General features: G+C 44.4%; 10 protein-coding genes and 2 pseudogenes. 7 read left to right on the forward strand and 5 right to left on the reverse strand.

Going from position 1 to position 18,604, the window contains the following annotated elements; translation table 11 throughout:
* Window positions 1–4: 4 nt before the first annotated feature.
* From P4S59_RS19210 to P4S59_RS19225, 4 genes and pseudogenes are all read left to right on the forward strand, one after another.
* Complete coding sequence (locus P4S59_RS19210; protein WP_337168875.1) at window positions 5–4,162, forward strand: beta strand repeat-containing protein; 4,158 nt, start codon at window positions 5–7, stop codon at window positions 4,160–4,162.
* A gap of 20 nt (window positions 4,163–4,182) precedes the next feature.
* A pseudogene (locus P4S59_RS19215) lies at window positions 4,183–5,421 on the forward strand (tandem-95 repeat protein); the annotation flags it as partial.
* A gap of 30 nt (window positions 5,422–5,451) precedes the next feature.
* A complete protein-coding gene (locus P4S59_RS19220) occupies window positions 5,452–8,751 on the forward strand; it encodes an Ig-like domain-containing protein (protein WP_337169201.1) in 3,300 nt (1,099 codons plus the stop codon).
* Between the two features lie 246 nt (window positions 8,752–8,997).
* A complete protein-coding gene (locus P4S59_RS19225; RefSeq protein WP_256965049.1) occupies window positions 8,998–9,159 on the forward strand; it encodes a hypothetical protein in 162 nt (53 codons plus the stop codon).
* Window positions 9,160–9,357: 198 nt separating this feature from the next.
* Here P4S59_RS19225 and pdxR read toward each other — a convergent pair whose 3' ends face one another.
* Window positions 9,358–10,761 carry a MocR-like pyridoxine biosynthesis transcription factor PdxR gene (gene pdxR, locus P4S59_RS19230; RefSeq protein ID WP_337168876.1) on the reverse strand — a complete coding sequence of 468 codons (1,404 nt, stop codon included), beginning with the start codon at window positions 10,759–10,761 and terminating at the stop codon, window positions 9,358–9,360.
* A gap of 359 nt (window positions 10,762–11,120) precedes the next feature.
* On the opposite strand from pdxR, the gene ampC reads away from it, so the two are divergent.
* Both ampC and P4S59_RS19240 read left to right on the forward strand, forming a co-directional pair.
* Window positions 11,121–12,272, forward strand: a complete 1,152-nt coding sequence (ampC, locus tag P4S59_RS19235) for a class C beta-lactamase (protein ID WP_337168877.1) — start codon at window positions 11,121–11,123, stop codon at window positions 12,270–12,272.
* A 94-nt stretch (window positions 12,273–12,366) separates the two neighbouring features.
* A pseudogene (locus P4S59_RS19240) lies at window positions 12,367–13,010 on the forward strand (CatB-related O-acetyltransferase).
* Window positions 13,011–13,193: 183 nt separating this feature from the next.
* Here P4S59_RS19240 and P4S59_RS19245 read toward each other — a convergent pair.
* The 3 genes from P4S59_RS19245 to P4S59_RS19255 form a co-directional block, all read right to left on the reverse strand.
* Complete coding sequence (locus P4S59_RS19245; protein ID WP_085343961.1) at window positions 13,194–14,192, reverse strand: 2-oxoacid:ferredoxin oxidoreductase subunit beta; 999 nt, start codon at window positions 14,190–14,192, stop codon at window positions 13,194–13,196.
* The gene (locus tag P4S59_RS19250; protein ID WP_337168878.1) at window positions 14,182–14,493 is read right to left on the reverse strand and encodes a hypothetical protein; all 312 of its coding nucleotides are present in this window, start codon (window positions 14,491–14,493) and stop codon (window positions 14,182–14,184) included. Before P4S59_RS19250 ends, P4S59_RS19245 begins: the two co-directional genes overlap by 11 nt.
* A 62-nt stretch (window positions 14,494–14,555) precedes the next feature.
* On the reverse strand, window positions 14,556–16,022 hold the full coding sequence (locus tag P4S59_RS19255) for a 2-oxoacid:acceptor oxidoreductase subunit alpha (protein WP_337168879.1): 1,467 nt from the start codon (window positions 16,020–16,022) through the stop codon (window positions 14,556–14,558).
* Window positions 16,023–16,288: 266 nt separating this feature from the next.
* Here P4S59_RS19255 and P4S59_RS19260 point away from each other — a divergent pair, with 266 nt between their 5' ends.
* Window positions 16,289–17,218: a LysR family transcriptional regulator gene (locus P4S59_RS19260; RefSeq protein ID WP_337168880.1), complete on the forward strand. Its 930-nt coding sequence runs from the start codon at window positions 16,289–16,291 to the stop codon at window positions 17,216–17,218.
* Window positions 17,219–17,466: 248 nt separating this feature from the next.
* Here P4S59_RS19260 and P4S59_RS19265 read toward each other — a convergent pair whose 3' ends face one another.
* Window positions 17,467–18,444: a M23 family metallopeptidase gene (locus tag P4S59_RS19265; protein ID WP_337168881.1), complete on the reverse strand. Its 978-nt coding sequence runs from the start codon at window positions 18,442–18,444 to the stop codon at window positions 17,467–17,469.
* Window positions 18,445–18,604 lie beyond the last annotated feature (160 nt).

The raw sequence follows: 18,604 nt of genomic DNA on the forward strand, positions 1-18,604 counted from the left end.
GGCTATGTTGATAAGGCCGTCATATTCAGGAGAGGAAAATGAGATTACGTCGTCAGGTAGCGATCGCAATTACAACAGCATGGGTGTCCTCAGCGTTTTTTCCGGTGAAGTCTGGGCCGCACAGCAAACGATTAACTACTCTAATGGTTCAGGTTCCAATTTTAGTGAGGTGGAGACAGGCGTCACTGGGGGTATGCCCTCGGTCACTCTTACCAGTGCAGGTGCTGTGTCTATGGTATTAGATGCCGGCAATAGCACTGATAGCACTCCGTTTACTGGCCTAAATGACCTCGGGTTTGTAGCTGGTGTTTTTTTCTCAAATACCATGATTAATGAGTTCAACAATCGTGGCTTCCGCTTTTTTGAGCGATCAAGTACTAACTTCAGTTTCGACGAAATTACCTTTATGCAGGGGTCGGCCCGAGACTCAGATAAAACGTATCAACTTGTGTTAACTGGCTTCTCTAATGATACTCAAACAGTGACCGAAACTGTCACCTTGCCAAAAGGTGGTGAAGCAAACTCAGGGTTACAGGATTTGTTTACCCTGACCCGTGGTACAGACTTTACTGATTCTGCATGGCAGGACGTTGATACAGTGACTATGGCGTTTACCCGAAGTCCGGGTGCTGACTCTCGTTATCTTATCAAAAGTATCAAGATTGATGACGCTGCGGTTTCAGACTCAACCGCGCCTACTTTTGTCAGTGCGAGCTCAACCCCCACTGATGATGCAACCAATGTTTCTGTTAGCAACAACATCGAGATTGCCTTTGATGAGAATATTGAGCTGAAGAGCGGCAATATTACCATTCGTAATGTTACAGACAGTCGCGATTTTGAAGTATTTAATGTTGCCACCGAAAACGATGGCACAACAACTTCACCAGGCGCTGGCCGCATCAGTGTTACCAACGATAAAGTTTACTTAAACCCAACCAGTGATCTGATAGGAAACCGGACTTACGCCATTCATATTGAATCTAGTGCCGTGGCTGACACCGCAAATAATAGCTTTGCTGGGATCAGCGATGATGCCACATTTAACTTTACTACGGTCGATACCACGCCAAATGCGCCATCTACACCCGATTTAGATGCTAGTTCGGATACCGGATCATTAAATACTGATAATATTACCAGTGACACTACTCCAACGTTTAGTGGGATTTCCGAGAGTGGATCGATCGTTACTTTATACAGTGATCAAGTCGGTGGAGGTGCAACGGTTATTGGCACAGGCACTGCTACTGGAGGAAACTGGCAGATAACAACCAATGAGTTGGCGTCTGGTATTACACATGCAATAAGTGCTAAAGCGTCTGATAGCGATGATAATGTTAGCTCGGCATCCAACGCGTTAAGTGTCACCATTGATACAATAGCACCATCCGCAGTGAGCATTACCACGCCGATTGAGACTGACAGTATCGTCAACGCTGCAGAAGACAACGATGTGCTGATCGCTGGCTCCGGCGCGGAAGCAGGTAACAGTGTGACCGTGACTATCACAGACAATAACAGCTCTGTCAGTCGTGCGGTGACGGCCGACAACTCAGGCAACTGGACTCTGAGCGGCAGCGAGCTTGATGTCAGTGGCCTGAACAATGGCACACTGACGGTGTCTGCAACCCAAGCAGATATAGCAGGTAATACTTCCACCGCAGCCACACAGAGCATTGCCCTGGACAATGCAGCCCCATCAGCTGTGACCATCACCACGCCGATTGAAATCGACGGTATCGTCAATGCGACAGAAGACAATGATGTGCTGATTGCCGGTTCCGGCGCGGAAGCTGGCAACAGCGTGACCGTGACTATCACGGACAATAACAGCTCTGTCAGTCGTACAGTGGCGGCCGACAACTCAGGCAACTGGACGTTGAGCGGCAGTGAGCTTGATGTAAGTGCGTTTAACAACGGCACCCTGACGGTGTCTGCAACCCAAGCGGATACCGCAGGTAATACTTCCACCGCCGCCACCCAGAGCATTACCCTGGACAATGCAGCCCCATCTGTTGTGATCATCACTACGCCGATTGAAACTGATGGCATCGTCAATGCGGCAGAAGACAACGACGTACTGATTGCTGGCTCCGGCGCGGAAGCTGGCAACAGCGTGACCGTGACCATCACGGACAATAACAGCTCTGTCAGTCGCACGGTGACGGCCGACAACACCGGGGCTTGGACGACTATTGGCAGTGAGTTTGATGTAAGTGCGTTTAACAACGGCACCCTGACGGTCGCGGCTAGCCAGAGCGATGCTGCGGGCAACACCTCCAGTGCAGCTAGCAAAACATTTACGTTAGATAACGTGCAGCCAACTGTTTCTTTGAGCAGCTCAGACCTCGATTTGATCTCTGGCGAAACGGCGACCATTACCTTTACCTTAAGTGAGTCATCAAGTGACTTTGCCCAGTCTGATGTCACCGTCACTGGCGGCAGTTTGTCCAACTTTGCGGGCAGCGGTAGCAGTTACACGGCGACCTTTACACCAACGGAAGAGAGTGTGGCGAGCGGCACCATTGATGTTGCCACCGACACATTTACCGATGCCTCTGGTAACAGCAATAGTGCAGCAACACCACTTTCCATCAGCGTCGATACTATGCTTCCAACCGTCAGTATCACTAGCTCCAGCGCTGCGCTGAAAGCGGATGAAACGGCAACACTCACGTTTACCTTGAGTGAAGCTTCCACTGATTTTGCCGAAGCCGATGTGACCGTTGCTGGCGGAACTCTTTCTAACTTTGCGGGCAGTGGCGCCAGTTACACGGCTACCTTTACACCTGCAGAAGAAAGCACTGAGGATGCAACTATTGATGTTGCAGCAGAGCAATTTAGCGATGCAGCTGGCAACCTCAATACTGCAGCGACTCAGTTGTTGATCTCAGTGGATACGGGGATCCCGACTGGACATAGCATCAGCATTGATCAGGAGAGCATTAACAAAACCAACGAACAGGCGATGAGCTTTACCTTCGCAGCAGCTGAAGTGAATGCGATGTTCACTTATCGCGTGACCGACGGTACCACGACCATTGACGGCGCTAGTCAAACAATCTCCTCGGAGACCATGCAAGTAACGGGCATTGACGTCACTGGTTTGCAAGAGGGGACGCTGACAGTAAGCGTGGTGGTAACCGATGCCGCAGGCAATGCATCTGATGCAGTGACGGATACGGTGACTAAACGCTATGATGTCGCGCCAACGGCAGTTGATGATAGCTTCTCGACTGAGGAAGATACGGCGAAACAATTTGATCTGTTAGCCAACGATTCCGATATTAATGATGACATGGTCGCTTCTTCTGCAACGATTAAAACGCAACCAATTAAAGGTCAGGTGTCGATCAGCAACGGCGTTGTTACCTATACGCCAAATAGTAATGAGACAGGCACGGATAGCTTTACCTATACCGTGAAAGATGCCCTGTTACAGGAGTCACAAGACGCGACAGTAACCGTCACTATCAAGGCTATAAATGATGCGCCAGTCGCGAAAGCGCTGACCATTAACACTGACGAAGATACCGCAAGCGCAGCAGTCACCGCGCGCAGTCAAGCGAAGGATGTTGAAGATGGCATCCCAACGGGTGATTTAGCGTTAGTTAGTTTGCCTCAAAAAGGACAAGTCGCCATTGATCAAGCTGTAGGCACTTTTGTATATACGCCGAATGCGAATGAAAATGGTAGCGACAGTTTTACTTACACGATCGCAGACAGTGAAGGCGGCGTTTCTCTCGCGGCCACGGTCAACGTCAATATCGGTTCCGTCAATGACTCACCAGTGGCGGAGGCAGACAGTTTTACCTTTGATGAAGATGTCATATCGACACTCGATGTTTTAAGTAACGACAGTGATATCGAAGATGGGTCATTCACCGCGAGTAGTATTACCCTACAAGATCTTGGTCAAGGAGAGGGGGGATACAGTTTTGCCACGGTCAGTGTCAATACCGATGGGACCTTAAAGATTGTGCCAACAGCGAACGTTAATGGTCAACATAGCTTTACCTACACGTTAACCGATAGTGGTCAAGCAGTCTCCGTGCCAGCAACCGTCACGCTCAATATTACGCCAGTGAATGATGCCCCCGTTGCTGTTGATAACAGTGCACAACTACTAGAGGAGGCTCCTTCGAGGTCAACGTATTAGGCAATGATAGTGATGCCGATGTTGGAGACAGTTTTGAACTCACTAGTGTCACAGTCGTTGATACGCCAGCATATGGCAGTGTGAACGTGACGGCGTCAGGAGCGATTGTTTACAACCCCAATGAGAACTACTTCGGTGAAGACAGCTTCACCTATACGGTGGCAGACTTAGCAGGTGCTGTATCTAACGTCGCAACAGTGACCATGACGGTAACACCAGTCAACGACGCACCAATGGCGCAAGCACAGTCACAAACGCTTGATGAAGACAATAGTTTGGTGATCACGCTGGTTGGTTCAGATATTGATAACGATGATGACACTCTGCAGTATCTTATCACTGAGCAAGTCAGTCATGGCGTGCTAGAGCAGTTGACCAATAATGGTTGGCGCTATACACCAGAAGCGAACTTCAATGGCTCCGACTTCTTCTTGTTCAAGGTCAACGACGGTGATCTAGACTCGACAGAGGTTCGTGTCGATTTGACGGTTAATCCAGTCAACGATACACCAACCGCGACCGATATCAGTGCTACTGGAGAGGAAGAGATACCGCTGATCATTACTTTAAATGGTAACGATGCAGAAGGCTCATCTTTGAGCTATCAAATTGTAACATCGCCAGTCAACGGTAATGTTACCGTCACAGGCAATCACGCGGTTTATACGGGTAACAGTAACTTCTTTGGTCAGGACAGTTTCACTTACAGCGTAAGTGACGGAGAACTTACCTCTGGAGTGGCATTAGTGACCATCACGGTGAATAACGTTAATGACTCGCCAGTGATTACGGGTACCCCATCGGCGCAAGTTGATGAAGATAGTGTGTATCAGTTTGTGCCCGCGGCATTGGACGATGACCCAGCGGATACTCTGACCTACTTGATAGCTAACAAGCCACCTTGGGCTACATTTGACAAGACAACAGGAGCACTTTCTGGCACGCCAAGTAACAGTGATGTGGGTACTTATCCAGATATCGTGATTAGCGTATCCGATGGTACTATTTCTTCCTCATTGTCAGCGTTTTCGATTACTGTGAATAACGTGAATGATGCACCTGTTATCTCTGGCTCACCAGCAACACAAGTGAATGAAGACAGCGCCTATCTGTTCACGCCACAAGTGTCAGATGTTGACAGCCAAGCCTTTACTTTCAGTATCGTGAACAAGCCATCTTGGGCTAGCTTTGATGCATCAACAGGCACGCTCAGTGGTACACCGGATAATGGTGATGTTGGCAAATATCAAGGCATTGTTATCTCGGTTTCTGATGGTCTCACGACCACAATGCTCAATAGATTCAGTATTGTTGTTAACAATATCAATGACGCGCCAGTGATCAGTGGCACTCCTGCTCTTACTGTCAACGAAGGCAGTACGTATCGCTTTGCGCTGCAGGCATCGGATGTTGATAGTAGTAGCTTGAGCTTTTCAATCCGCAATAAACCATCATGGGCAACCTTTGATAGAGCTACTGGGTTGCTAAGTGGTACGCCGGAAAATGAGCATGTTGGCAGCACCAATAATATTGTTATTAGTGTCTCTGACGGTGAGTTAAGCGCTTCTCTAGCAGCGTTTAGCATCACGGTAATCAACGTCAATGATGAACCAATGGCAGTTAATGATACCTATGTCTTTACCGAGAGTAACGATGGTAGCTACTTATTGGATGTACTCAGCAACGACAGCGATATTGATCTAGACACATTACAACTGGAATGGGTTAAACCTACATCTGGAACGGCAACGATTGTGGGCAGTCAAATCCAATTGGCAACGACCTCAATTGGTACAGTGACAGTGCAATACAGTGTGAAAGATGGTAATGGAGGAAAGGCCACCGCGAAAGCAATCGTGACAATTAAAAGTGCGAAATTGGACGCACCAACAATAACCGCACCTTCAGATATCGAAGTGAACGCAAGTTCGCTCTTTACTAAAGTTGCATTAGGCTCTGCCGTGGCCCGAGATAGTACAGGCAAGCTATTACCTGTTTCATTGGTCGACAGCACGACCTTCTTCCGACCTGGAACTAATACGGTCTATTGGCGTACTCAAGACTCTGATGGAAACGTCGCTGAGGCTAGTCAAACGGTAACAGTGTATCCACTGATAAGTATCTCCAAAGATGCGCAAACCACGGAAGGCACCAACCATAGCGTAACGATACACCTTAACGGCCCTTCGCCGAGTTACCCAGTAGTCGTACCTTACACGGTTTCAGGAAGCACAGACAGTGATGACCACACACTCACCTCTGGCGAAGTGGTGATAACTAGTGGTACCGAAGGCAAACTTTCGTTCGAACTACTTAATGATGGACAAAGTGAAGGCGTTGAAACCTTAGTGATTGATTTGGACAGCACCCTTAATCTAGGTAGTAAGAGTCGTTACACCTTGACAATCTTTGAAGAGAATGTGGCTCCGAAGGTCTCGGTAAGTGTATCTCAGGCGGGGGAGCAGCGGAGCCAAATTGAAAATGGTGTTGAACCGGTCACAATCACAAGCAGTGTTAATGATGCAAATATGTCAGATATACACAGTTTCAGATGGAGTAGTGATAGCGATGTACTTAACCAAGCGATTGCGGGGCAGATGTACAGCGAAACATTGACTTTCTCTCCGCAATTACTGAGTTCAGCGATTTACAATTTGCAATTGACAGTGACTGACAATGGCACTCCACCATTATCAGTGACACGGAATGTCTATTTAGAAGTGGTACAAACATTGGCGGAGCTCGGAAGTGAAGATAGTGATGGCGACTTAATCCCGGATGATCAAGAAGGTCATAATGATAGTGATGGTGATGGCATTCCTGACTATCTTGACGCAATTTCTGACTGTAACGTAATTCAACAGGTTGTGTCAGAAAAAGATCGCTTCCTCATTGAGGGGCAGCCAGGTGTCTGTTTACGCAAAGGAATAACCATTCTGACTAACACAACAGGAGGAGCTTTATTGCTAGATGAGGAGCTTCCTAAAGATATCAACATGAAGAGCATCGGGGGAATCTTTGATTTTGTAGTAACTAATTTGCCGCTGCCTGGCCAAAGCTATCAATTAGTTTTGCCTCAGCGTTTACCTGTTCCAGCAAATGCAGTGTACCGAAAGTATAACGCTGAACAGGGGTGGATAGACTTTATTGAGGATGCTCAAAACACAGTTTCTTCTAGTGCTGGCGAGGCTGGTTATTGTCCGCCACCAGGGCACAGTTCATGGTCACAGGGTCTGACTGAAGGTGACTGGTGTGTACAACTTACCATTGAAGACGGTGGTCCGAACGATGATGACGGATTGGCTAATGGCAGTGTCGTTGACCCTGGCGTCGTTGCCGCTCGTGTAAACAATAATGCACTCCCTCAAGCGATTGACGACAATGCGTTTGTTAGTCTCAATGGTACGGTGACGCTCGATGTATTGAGCAATGATACCGATGCTGATGGTGATGGGCTGAAGGTAAGTCGCGCTTCTGTAGATATTGGTAGTGTTAGTGTGGTTGATAATAAACTAAGTTATGTCACTCAACCACAGTACTACGGGGAGGCTTTGATCACTTATAGCGTAACGGATGGTAATGGTGGCACGGGATCGGCGAAGGTGACGGTGAATGTGGTAAACAGTCAGAATCCGAATGCGGTGGACGATAATATTACCACCGATGATCGTATCCCTGTCACGGTTTATGTCCTTGCTAACGATACCGATCCGGATAACGACACATTGAAGTTGGTTTCAGTCCAAGCGCAGTATGGGCAGGTGGTCATGAATGCAGATCAGAGCGTGACCTATACCCCTACCTCAGGGTTTGAAGGCAATGATGTGTTGACATATATCATTCAAGATAGTCAAGGCCTGCAAGACACAGGGAAAGTTATAGTGACAGTTAAGTTGGTAAGAGATGTAAAGGTTGAAAATACTTCAGCAGGATCATTGGGTGGCATGATGTTGATGCTTTTGATTTTGTTAGGAGCCATGAAACGTTATGGAAGAAACAGTGCTCTAGCACTAATTACTGTGTTTAGTTTTAGTAGTCAAGCTGGTTGGTATGTTGATGTTCAAATGGGATCAAGCCATGCAGATGAGCGTGATGCTGTTAAAGGTGATAACGTAATCTCTACTGACAACACCGGGCTCTACCGTTCTATTGGGTTTGGATATGCTTTTTCTGAGCAATGGTCAGGAACTATCCGTTATATTGATATGGGTGAAGGTAGTGCAACATTGCGTAGTGCTACTACTTCACCAGAATACTATCACGTTAGTGTCGCATCTATAGCACCACTCCTTGTTAAGGGCATAGGCTTCGACATCGGTTATAAGTTCTGGCAATACAATTCATGGTCCGCAAAACTGAGTTTGGGGGGCTTGTTTTGGGATACCGATATTGAAAGTACGTATCAAGGCAGCAAGATAACGACGGAAGTGGATGGTTTTGATGGATATATTGGTGCAGAAGTTGGCTACAACCTCTCAGATAATTGGGAGATCGGTGTCCAAGGCGCTCGTTATTTTTTACATGAAAATGATGTAGATATAATTGCGCTACAACTTCGTTATTTTTTTGATCCGTTAGCAGCGTATTAACTTATGGTTTGGTATTTTTCGATAATTTGTATCCTAAGCGGTCATGAAGCGGTATGGTAAATTACTGGAGATTAATGCGGTGATTGTGATCTTTATTATGTAGATCAATAGTCCATAATAAATCCTTAATTATCCTGAAGTCTTTTCTTCTTTAACATCTAGGGCAAGATAGTCTTTTGATGAAGTGTTAAGCAGAACTTACTATCTGTTGTATATTAGAAAAATAAGGTTCATTGGAAGCGCGATGTGAACTTAAAAGAAGATGATTTACGTAATAGGGTTGCTGGTGGCGCTGAAAATGTCAGCGTGATACGTCGCTTTACTTTGAACCTAGTACGTTTACAGTCGAAGAAATATAGTGTTTGGGCTGAAGCCAAACCAAGCGGGTTAGAGAGCCACAATTCGTAGTGAACCCTTATTGGGTTGAAAAGCGTTCCAAGCTTGCAGTTGCCCTGACTCTGCTGGTGATAACAAGACGATAAATTGATACCTAAACGATAATTTGATATTGCCTCTTCATAAGTCTATGACTCTTTAAGTTTATGACATTTTTGAAGGGGCAATTTTATATCTGCTTTAGGATGAGATACTTGCTACTATCTCGGTTTAATCTAATACTGATTGAATAATATCAAACGCTTCTTCTATTTTTGGGGTAGGGATAATGCCAAATCCAAATAAGATGGCATTAGAATGATTGTTGATAGAAAAATGCGATGATGGGTAAACCGCTACTTTTGATGAAGCAAGCTTATTCACCATTTGTGTCGCGCATCCCGATACTTCAGATGCTATATGCAATCCACCTTGGCTTGGAATACGTTGTAAGCAATCTATGTTGTCAATTAATTGAGTGAGTTTATGATACTTTTTGCTATAGATTTTATTCATATTGAGTAAATGGTGAGAGAAATGACCGTCACGCATGAATTCGTCAAGTAGGATTTGAGACACCACAGATGTACTTCTTCCCAAGTGCCATAACATATTTGAAATTGGCTCTATTAAAGACTTTGGCGGAATCATATAGCCAATGCGTATGCCGGGAAATAGTATTTTAGAGAAACTGCCTATCATAACGACGCAGTCATTTTTGTCTTGTGACTTGAGAGCTTGCTTACTGGTATTGAGATAGTGATATTCCGCATCATAATCATCTTCGATAATGATTGCGTTATTAACTTCTGCCCATCTCAGCAGTTCTAACTTCCTTTCAACTGAGTAGCTAAAGCCTAAAGGGAACTGATGACTAGGCGTTGTATAAATAATTTTGGTATTAGAAGGGATTGATTCAACGACAACACCTTGGTCGTCCATCGGCACGGAGCCTATTTGCGCGCCAAGCAATCGAGCTTGATTTCGAAAAACAGGATATCCTGGATCTTCCGTCGACACGAGATCCCCCGGAGAGAGTAATGTAAGGAGAGTCGTCATTATTGCCTGCTGGCACCCTTGCGTAATGATGATGTCTTCAGGATCACAGATTACGCCTCTCGAATGTCTTACATACTCGCAGATAGACTCTCGTAAACAAGATAGTCCTTGCAAATCACCACCATGTGCAAACTCTGGAGTTAATGCATTGAGCCTACTCAGTCTTGAGTGTCGCCAAATATGCTTTGCTATTCTCTGATGATCAGGAACGCCTAAAGTGAAGTCATAGTCTAGATTCTTTGGTGCGATGATCTCTGGCTTCTTCGCGGCGTTAGTGCCAAACACCCCTAGTTGGTAGTGTTTTATTGGTCTCTTATCTTTATTCACCTTTGGTTCTAGAGCATTACTTACGTACGTGCCAGACCCTGCCTTTTTTACTATCCACCCCTCGAACTGAAGTCGCTCATACACCGAAATGACAGTGTTTCTTGCTATGCCTAACTTTTTTGACAACATGCGAGTCGACGGTAATCTCTCATTTGATCGTAATCTGCCTTCTAATATCCCTTGGTATATCTCGGAATAAAGCTGTTGGCTGGTGACTTTTCCAGTTTCGAAGTGTAGTGAAAATGGCATCGTTTTCTCTGTAGACGTTGAAAAGTGGTTCTAAAGCGTTGTGAGGATGTGGATCTGTATATACCAAGTATATCTACCTAGTATACCGTTATCGTGATATGGAGAAAGCGTAATTGAGTACACTATTTCCCCATCTTGCAAACGGATGTCACTTACATTCGTATCTAATCGGCCTACCTATCAACGGTGATCAGGTTTAAACCTGTTTATATCGCACTAAAAATTTGAAGACACAGTGTTATTCATCGGGGGTTAACGATTGGAGTTCTTCAAGTCAGGATTACTTTTATATAAAAAGCTAAAAGCCTTGGAACAAACTAGAAATTAATTATAAGTGAAAATTAAAAATTGAGGGTTCAATGAAATTAAACAATGCCTTGGTGGCAATTTTATCGCTCACTTCTTTCGTCACGTTTGCGAAAACGGAGTTAACGGTTAGCAGTCAATTAAAGAGCGTAGTTGATGAATGTGCTAAAGGATTAATGAACGAATACGACATTCCGGGGTTGGCTGTTGCAGTAACGATTGATGGTATGCGTTATTTTTACAATTACGGTTTCGCTGACGAAAGTAAGGGGAGTTTAGTCACTAACGACACTATTTTTGAACTCGGCTCTATCAGTAAAACTTTTGCCGCTACTTTGACTGGGTACGCCCAAGAAAAAGGTAAGTTGAATATGGATGACAAGGTCAAAGATTATATTCCAGAATTAGAAAATAGTGTTCTGGGTAATACCAAGCTAGTTCATGTCGCAACCTACACTGCAGGTGGTCTACCATTACAATTCCCTAGCGAAGTAACGAACGACGCTGAAATGATGCAGTACTACAAAACGTGGAAGCCGGAGTACGAAGCCGGTACTAAGAGGAAGTACTCAAACCCTAGTATTGGTCTATTTGGCTACATCGGTGCTTTGAGTATGAAGTCAGACTATACGGAAATGATGGAAACCGTCATCCTACCTGAGCTCGGTATGACCAATACGTTTGTCGATGTACCAAAGGATCAGCTTAACAACTATGCTTTTGGTTATAGTTCTGAGGGAAAACCCGTTAGAGTTAATCCAGGTATTCTTGATGCACAAGCCTATGGTATTAAATCAACAAGCTTAGATATGCTTCAATATATCGAAGCAAATATGGGTCAAGCGCAACTTAATTCTGATATAGAAAATGCGCTAGAGCGAACTCATACTAAGTATTTTGATACCGACACGTTTACACAAGCCGTAGGATGGGAAGGTTATGATTACCCCGTTTCACTTTCGCAATTATTGAAGGGTAACTCCAGCGATGTAATTCTCAACGCTAAACCGGTTCAAGCAAGTGTATCCGGTACTCTCGGTCGTGACGTTTGGTATAACAAAACGGGTTCAACAGGTGGCTTTGGGGCATATGTTGCATATGTACCCTCTGAAAAAATAGGCATAGTGATTCTAGCGAATAAAAACTACCCTAATGCAGAAAGAGTAGAGGCTGCTTACAATATTATTAGCTCGGTGGTGAAGTAAATTTTAGTGGTAATAGGAACTACGTAATTATTAGAGCTTATTTAGATACATACTATCTGCAGTGTTTTATTCGATAGTATTTATAGGAGTATTCATGAAAACTAAGCATTGGTCTAAGGTGACTTTGCTACATGAAGTTGTTACGAACCCAAATATAACGATTAAAGGTAAACATAGTTATTACAGTGATTGTTGGGACGTCGGTTTTGAGGAGTCCGTTGTAAGATATCTACAAGGCGATGAGTTCAGCCGAGATTGGGAACCAAAATGGAAGATTGATAAGTTACATATAGGTGACTTTGTCTGCATTGCAGCGGAAGTTGTGATTGTTATGGGGGAAATAGTACACATAGAGCTGATTGGTTCTCCTTGTACCCATTTATGGACTTTATTGAAGAAGCGTACGTCGGGAAAGGAGATACTCACATTGGCGATGGTGCCTGGCTCGGTATGCGATCCATGATAATGCCGGGTGTGACTATCGGAGAAGGAGCAATCGTTGCGGCAAACAGCGTGGTGACGAAAGATGTTGAGCCTTACAGCATGGTTGCAGGCTCACCAGCTAAGCATATCAAATATCGCTTTTCTCGCGAGACGATAGACGAACTGCTCGCCCTTAGGATATATGATTGGCCTGATAAGAAAATCGACAGTCTGAAGAGGTTGTTATGTTCAGACGATTTAGAAGGGCTGAAAAAGGCAAGCGCTGAATACGATAGAAACCATTCAGAAGAGTGACGATGTCACTATTTTAAAAAACAGAAGAGGCTCATTATAGAGCCTCTTTTTAGTGTGATGGATCTCTGCAACCACCACACTTCCTTATCAACTCATCATTCAGCAAGTCGCCAACTAGAATCGGAAACCTTTTAGTTTCATCTTTGCAGGGAAGGTTACCTCAATAGCTGGCACTTTCAATTGTTAGCAGAGACGCTCATAACTGTTTTGTTTGAGCAATTCGGTTAAGTCGCCTTGACCATATTTTAGAGTTGCTTGGTGTTTTTGATGTCGAATGACCTGATCAAAAGTAGGTCGAGTCACTGAACGAAAAACGCCCACGGGTACGGGAAAGTCTGGATAGCTCAAGTTAGCAAGCGCATAAGCATAGTATGACTCCTCGCATTGACTGGAGTGGAGCAAAAGGTTCGGGGCCTCTGATTCGACAATCTCGAAACCAAACCCTCTATTGATCAACGCTTTTGAGTGTGTTTTACCAAACAATAACGGTTCATTATCTGAGAGATAAAGTAGATGTTCGCTTCTATTAGCTGGGCCGTTGTAAGGTTCGTGCACTTTATCGTTAAAAATGACGCAGTTTTGTAGGATTTCAACCACAGCAGTGCCGGAATGCGCGGCGGCTGCCTCTAACACCATCGTCATGTGTGTAGGATCATTGTCTGATGTTCGTGCTATGAACGTAGCACCTGCGGATGCTGCTAATGCCAGAGGTTTAAGCGCTTGATCGGGAGAGCCTTCAGGACTCGACTTAGAAATGAAGCCCTGTTCGCTTGTCGGGGAAAATTGGCCTTTGGTCAGTCCATAGACAGCATTATTAAAAAGCAAAATTTTAATGTCTTGGTTGCGTCGAATCGCGTGAATAAAGTGATTTCCGCCAATACTCAGTGCGTCACCATCGCCGGTTACGACCCAAACATCTAACTCTGGATTGCTCGCTTTTACACCAGTAGCGATGGCAGGGGCACGGCCGTGAATCGTATGAAATCCATAAGTATCGAGATAATAAGGAAAACGAGATGAGCAGCCAATCCCTGAGATGAATACGGTGTTCTCTTTAGTTCGACCTAATCGTGCTAGAACGGATTGCATCGTTTTTAATACGTTAAAATCACCACAGCCTCGACACCATTTGACTTCAACATCAGAAGCGAAATCTTTGCGGTTGAGTACCTTAGTCGTCATTTTTAATTTCCTTCAGGTGGTGGTTAATAGACTCAATGACCTCGTGAACTTTGAATGGTAACCCCTTAACTTGGGTTACGGAGCGTGCCGAAATGGCATATTGTGAGCGAATCACTTTGACGAGTTGTTGGTTATTCAACTCAAAAACAAGCACATGCTTGAATTGGCTAATGATCTCTTCCAAATTGATTGGAAACGGGTTTAGATACTTAATATGGGCGTGGGCAACCGATGCGCCTTGCTTTCTCAGATGCTCAATTGCGGTCGACACAGAACCTTGCGTGCCTCCCCAACTTAGCACTAGCAGTGAGTCTTGAGTACTGCCTGTTAGCGTTTGTTTAGGGATGAAATGGCAGATGTTATTTATTTTTTTGCTCTTTCATCAGTCATGCGCTGGTGGTTTTCAGGATCATGAGAAGGGTTGCCTGTAATCGCTTGCTTTTCCAACCCTCCAATGCGGTGCATTTTCTCTTTTGTTCCAGGCGTGACCCACTCTCTGCTGTAATACACGTCATCACGGGCATAGGGATAAAACGGGCTTATGTTTGCTTTTGTTGCCTCGGCAGTGAGCTTAATCTCATCAGGGTTGGGCACGAGCCAAGATTCGGAGCCGTTTGCTAAGTAGCCGTCACTCAATAAGATCACTGGCGTCATAAATGTAGTAGCAATTCGACAGGCCTCGATTGCCATGTCAAAGCAGTCTGCAGGAGAGGCAGGAGCCAACACTGGGAGTGGTGAATCCCCATTTCTACCATACAAAGACAAAAGCAAGTCTGATTGCTCTGTTTTAGTCGGTAGACCAGTTGAGGGGCCTCCACGTTGTACGTTGATAACAACCATTGGCAACTCCGCCATTACGGCAAGGTTAATGGTCTCTGCTTTCAAACATAATCCAGGGCCAGACGTTGATGTGACTCCTAAACCGCCAGCATAAGATGCGCCTAAAGCTGAACAAGCAGCTGCAATCTCATCTTCTGCTTGGAATGTCGTAACCCCAAAGTGTTGATAGGTTGATAGCGTGTGTAGAATATCTGAGGCGGGTGTTATGGGGTACGAGCCCAAAAATAGCTGGCGTTGGAGTTTTTCTGCTGCGCATATTAACCCAAGCGATAATGCTTCGTTCCCTGAAACAGTGCGATACAAGCCTGCTTTATCTGCTACGGGAGCAACCTGAAAACAGTCGCTGAATATTTCGGTTGTTTCGGCATAATTAAATCCTGACTTTATGGCTAAAGTATTTGCCTCTCTCGCTTGCGGATTGTCAGCGAATTTATTATTTAGCCATTCAATGGTCGGTTCTAGCGGACGACTGTAAATCCATAAAACAATACCAAGCATAAAAAAGTTTTTGCTTCGTTTCACTACTTTAGGCGCTATGTTTAACTCAGAAAGAGATTGAACGGTTAAACGCGTAAAACTGTCACTAATCACGCGATAATCTGCGAGGCTACCATCGCTCAATGGGTTCGATTCATAGCCAGCAAGCTCAAGGTTTTTTTTATTAAAACCATCGAGATCAATAAGCACCAAACCGCCTTCAACGAGTTGTGAGATTTTGGTTTTTAATGCAGCGGCATTCAGAGCGATTAAGACTGAAAAATCGTCGCCAGGAGTATAAATCTCTGTTGAGGCAAATTGCATCTGAAAAGCCGATACTCCAGATGTGGTTCCTGCCGGAGCCCGTATCTCAGCTGGATAATCAGGTAACGTCATGACATCGTTTCCTTGTTTCGACGAGTTGTCTGAAAAGCGTTCTCCAAGTAATTGGATACCATCTCCAGAATCGCCAGCAAAACAGATCACTTCGCGTTTAAGTTGAATTCTTGTCATTAAAACCTCTTACCGTGTTAGAGCAGGTTCAGTATGTTTCATTGCATTTAATGAGATGCAATGGAATTAAAGGTTGGAGAAAATGCCGTAAGCCTGAGCATTTTGAGTGTAGAGTTAATGGTGTTGGCTTTATTTGTCGTCTCTGAGGTCAGTAGAAATATCCATAGCTAGGTATGCTTTTCCGAAATACTAGAAAAGTTTGCATGACACAAAAATACTTTTTCTGTCATATTAGATGTGATTATTTTTCATTAATTGTGAGCGTTATGGATAAGCTGTCATTAATAAAGTTGTTTGTATCTGTTGTGGACTTAGGGAACTTTACAGCAGTCGCGAATCAATTAGGGCAGTCGCCTTCTACTGTTAGTAAAGCGATTGCTCGCCTAGAACAGGATTTGGGTGTTCGTTTAGTGCACCGTACAACACGTCAACTCCAGCTCACTGAAGCGGGGTTTAACTACCTTGAGACGGCAAGAGAAGTGATCAACTTGCTCAAAAGTAGTGAAGAGCAGCTTCATCAAAGTATTGCATCTCCGTTTGGTACACTTCGTGTCAGCCTTCCTTTATCGTTCGGGCAAAACTATATAACTCCGCTGATTCCAGAGTTTTGCGAACGTTACCCTGAAGTGAAGCTGGATCTTAGCTTTTCCGATGAATACACCAGTATATTGGAGAGTGGGATGGACGTTGCTATTCGAAGCGGGAGACTAAATGACAGCAACCTGATTGCGAGGCGATTATGTCCTATTGATATGGGTATGTTTGCCAGTCCGGAGTACATAAAGAAGTTTGGTCGGCCTCAGAGTGTTGAAGCGCTTAACCAGCACAAATGGATAATGTACCGCTATAAACAATCGGGGCGCTTGCTTACCTTGACGATGCCTTTAGATGGGCAATTAGTAGAATTTAGTCCTACACATCAAGTGACAGTAGACAATGGTTATGCGATGGCCTCTTTAGCGAGTTTAGGAGCAGGGGTTGCACTGATGCCCCAATATCTTGCTCGAGACTTAGTACAGCAAGGTAAACTGATGTTGGTTTCTGAACCTCAAAGAACCGATGGTCAAGGTGTCTATATATACTATCCAAGTCGTAAGTTTGTGCCCGCGAAAGTAAAAGTGTTTATCGACTATATTATTCATAAACTTGATGAGCAGGGAGAGGCGATCAACAGCAGTTGGATGCTGAACCATTAAAGCTCTTGCTGGAGGACGATAGCTTTTTCTGAAGTCTAAGCGTGTTACGTGCCAGCAAGTTTGCTACATTCAGTTGTGCCCACAAAAATATTAACTCATGGGCTGCAAACAAAGATTCGCATCATTAAGAGCCGCATATAGCGGCTCTTTTTTGTCCTGAACTTGGAAAGTGGCGACAGGTCTTGAAGCGCTCAGAGGGTTACGAGGACTCGCTTCAGATAAATGAAGAAAGATCGAACCGAAGTATTTTATTGCCGGTTTGACTGTCTATACCGTTGCCATTCCGCTGTTAATTCTGCTTTTTCTTTTCTCGCTGCAATCAGCATTTCTATATTAACGTCAGTGTTTGGGTGCTTTTGAATGTATCGCTCGTAATCAACCGGAATACCATTGATGTGCAGTTCAAGGTGTAAATGCGGCCCTGTTGTTCTTCCTGTGTTACCCGTTTTTCCTATCACTTGTCCTCGGCTGATCTTCTCGCCAACGTGGACGTTGCGTTGAGATAAGTGTAGGTAGCGTGATACAGAGCCATTTGTGTGGCGGATATTAATGTAGTTGCCCGCAAAACGGTTGTAACGAGACTTTAAAACGATACCATCAGCAATACTACGAACCGGTGTACCTACTGGTGTTGCATAGTCAGTGCCTAAGTGCGGAGTCGTTATATTAGTTACTGGGTGTGTTCGTTTTAAGTCATAGCCAGAGCTTACTCTGTAGCTTTTATCAAAGGGATCTGAAAATCGGAGTTTATTTTTTATTGACACGCCATGTTCATCAAATATGTTACCTTGCCCATCATTGATAATAAATAAATCGGTTTTACTACCTAAATAGTAAAAAGAACTAATATAGGTTTCATTTCTACTATTTAACTTAGTTCTTAAGATAAAATGGTCATCTCTCTTAACTGAATCAATAATATTAAAGTTACTTTTAATAAGGGCCAATAGCAAATTAATCTCTTTTTGACTTATCCCTGATTTTAACAATGAAGCGACAAACGAGTACTCAACCACACCTATGGTGATTTTTTGTCTAAGAGTACCCATCTCAAAAGGCGCTTGAACTTCCTCATTCTTAAACTCCAAAGGCTTAACGGTAGGCAGTCTATCCAAGGGAGTGAGGATGTGGTGAGAAAGCGACACGCTAATAAAAATGAGTAAGGCAATGGTGAGAAGGGTTGCGGTAGGAGTTCGCACACTCCTTTTTATTATCAAAATAGTCATTAGTTCTGGTGGTTTATCAAGGCTGACAGTTGTGCGTAGAGTATAATATTTTAAATAAAACCTAGCATTAAAGTATGGCTAATTCCTCTGTTTTAACTAAGTGAATAATTATAGGTGATGATTTTAATTTAATAATTTAGTAAAAGTGACGGTTGGTCTG

The sequence above is a fragment of the Vibrio sp. M60_M70 genome (assembly GCF_037162085.1).
GTDB lineage: Bacteria > Pseudomonadota > Gammaproteobacteria > Enterobacterales > Vibrionaceae > Vibrio > Vibrio diabolicus.

What these genes read in the sequence shown, in the direction of transcription:
- P4S59_RS19245 (WP_085343961.1), bottom strand. Translation starts at nt 14,192, where the DNA reads ATGACGACTAAGGTACTCAACCGCAAAGATTTCGCTTCTGATGTTGAA.
- P4S59_RS19220 (WP_337169201.1), top strand. Translation starts at nt 5,452, where the DNA reads ATGCTCAATAGATTCAGTATTGTTGTTAACAATATCAATGACGCGCCA.
- P4S59_RS19210 (WP_337168875.1), top strand. Translation starts at nt 5, where the DNA reads ATGTTGATAAGGCCGTCATATTCAGGAGAGGAAAATGAGATTACGTCG.
- P4S59_RS19255 (WP_337168879.1), bottom strand. Translation starts at nt 16,022, where the DNA reads ATGACAAGAATTCAACTTAAACGCGAAGTGATCTGTTTTGCTGGCGAT.
- pdxR (WP_337168876.1), bottom strand. Translation starts at nt 10,761, where the DNA reads ATGCCATTTTCACTACACTTCGAAACTGGAAAAGTCACCAGCCAACAG.
- ampC (WP_337168877.1), top strand. Translation starts at nt 11,121, where the DNA reads ATGAAATTAAACAATGCCTTGGTGGCAATTTTATCGCTCACTTCTTTC.
- P4S59_RS19260 (WP_337168880.1), top strand. Translation starts at nt 16,289, where the DNA reads ATGGATAAGCTGTCATTAATAAAGTTGTTTGTATCTGTTGTGGACTTA.
- P4S59_RS19265 (WP_337168881.1), bottom strand. Translation starts at nt 18,444, where the DNA reads ATGACTATTTTGATAATAAAAAGGAGTGTGCGAACTCCTACCGCAACC.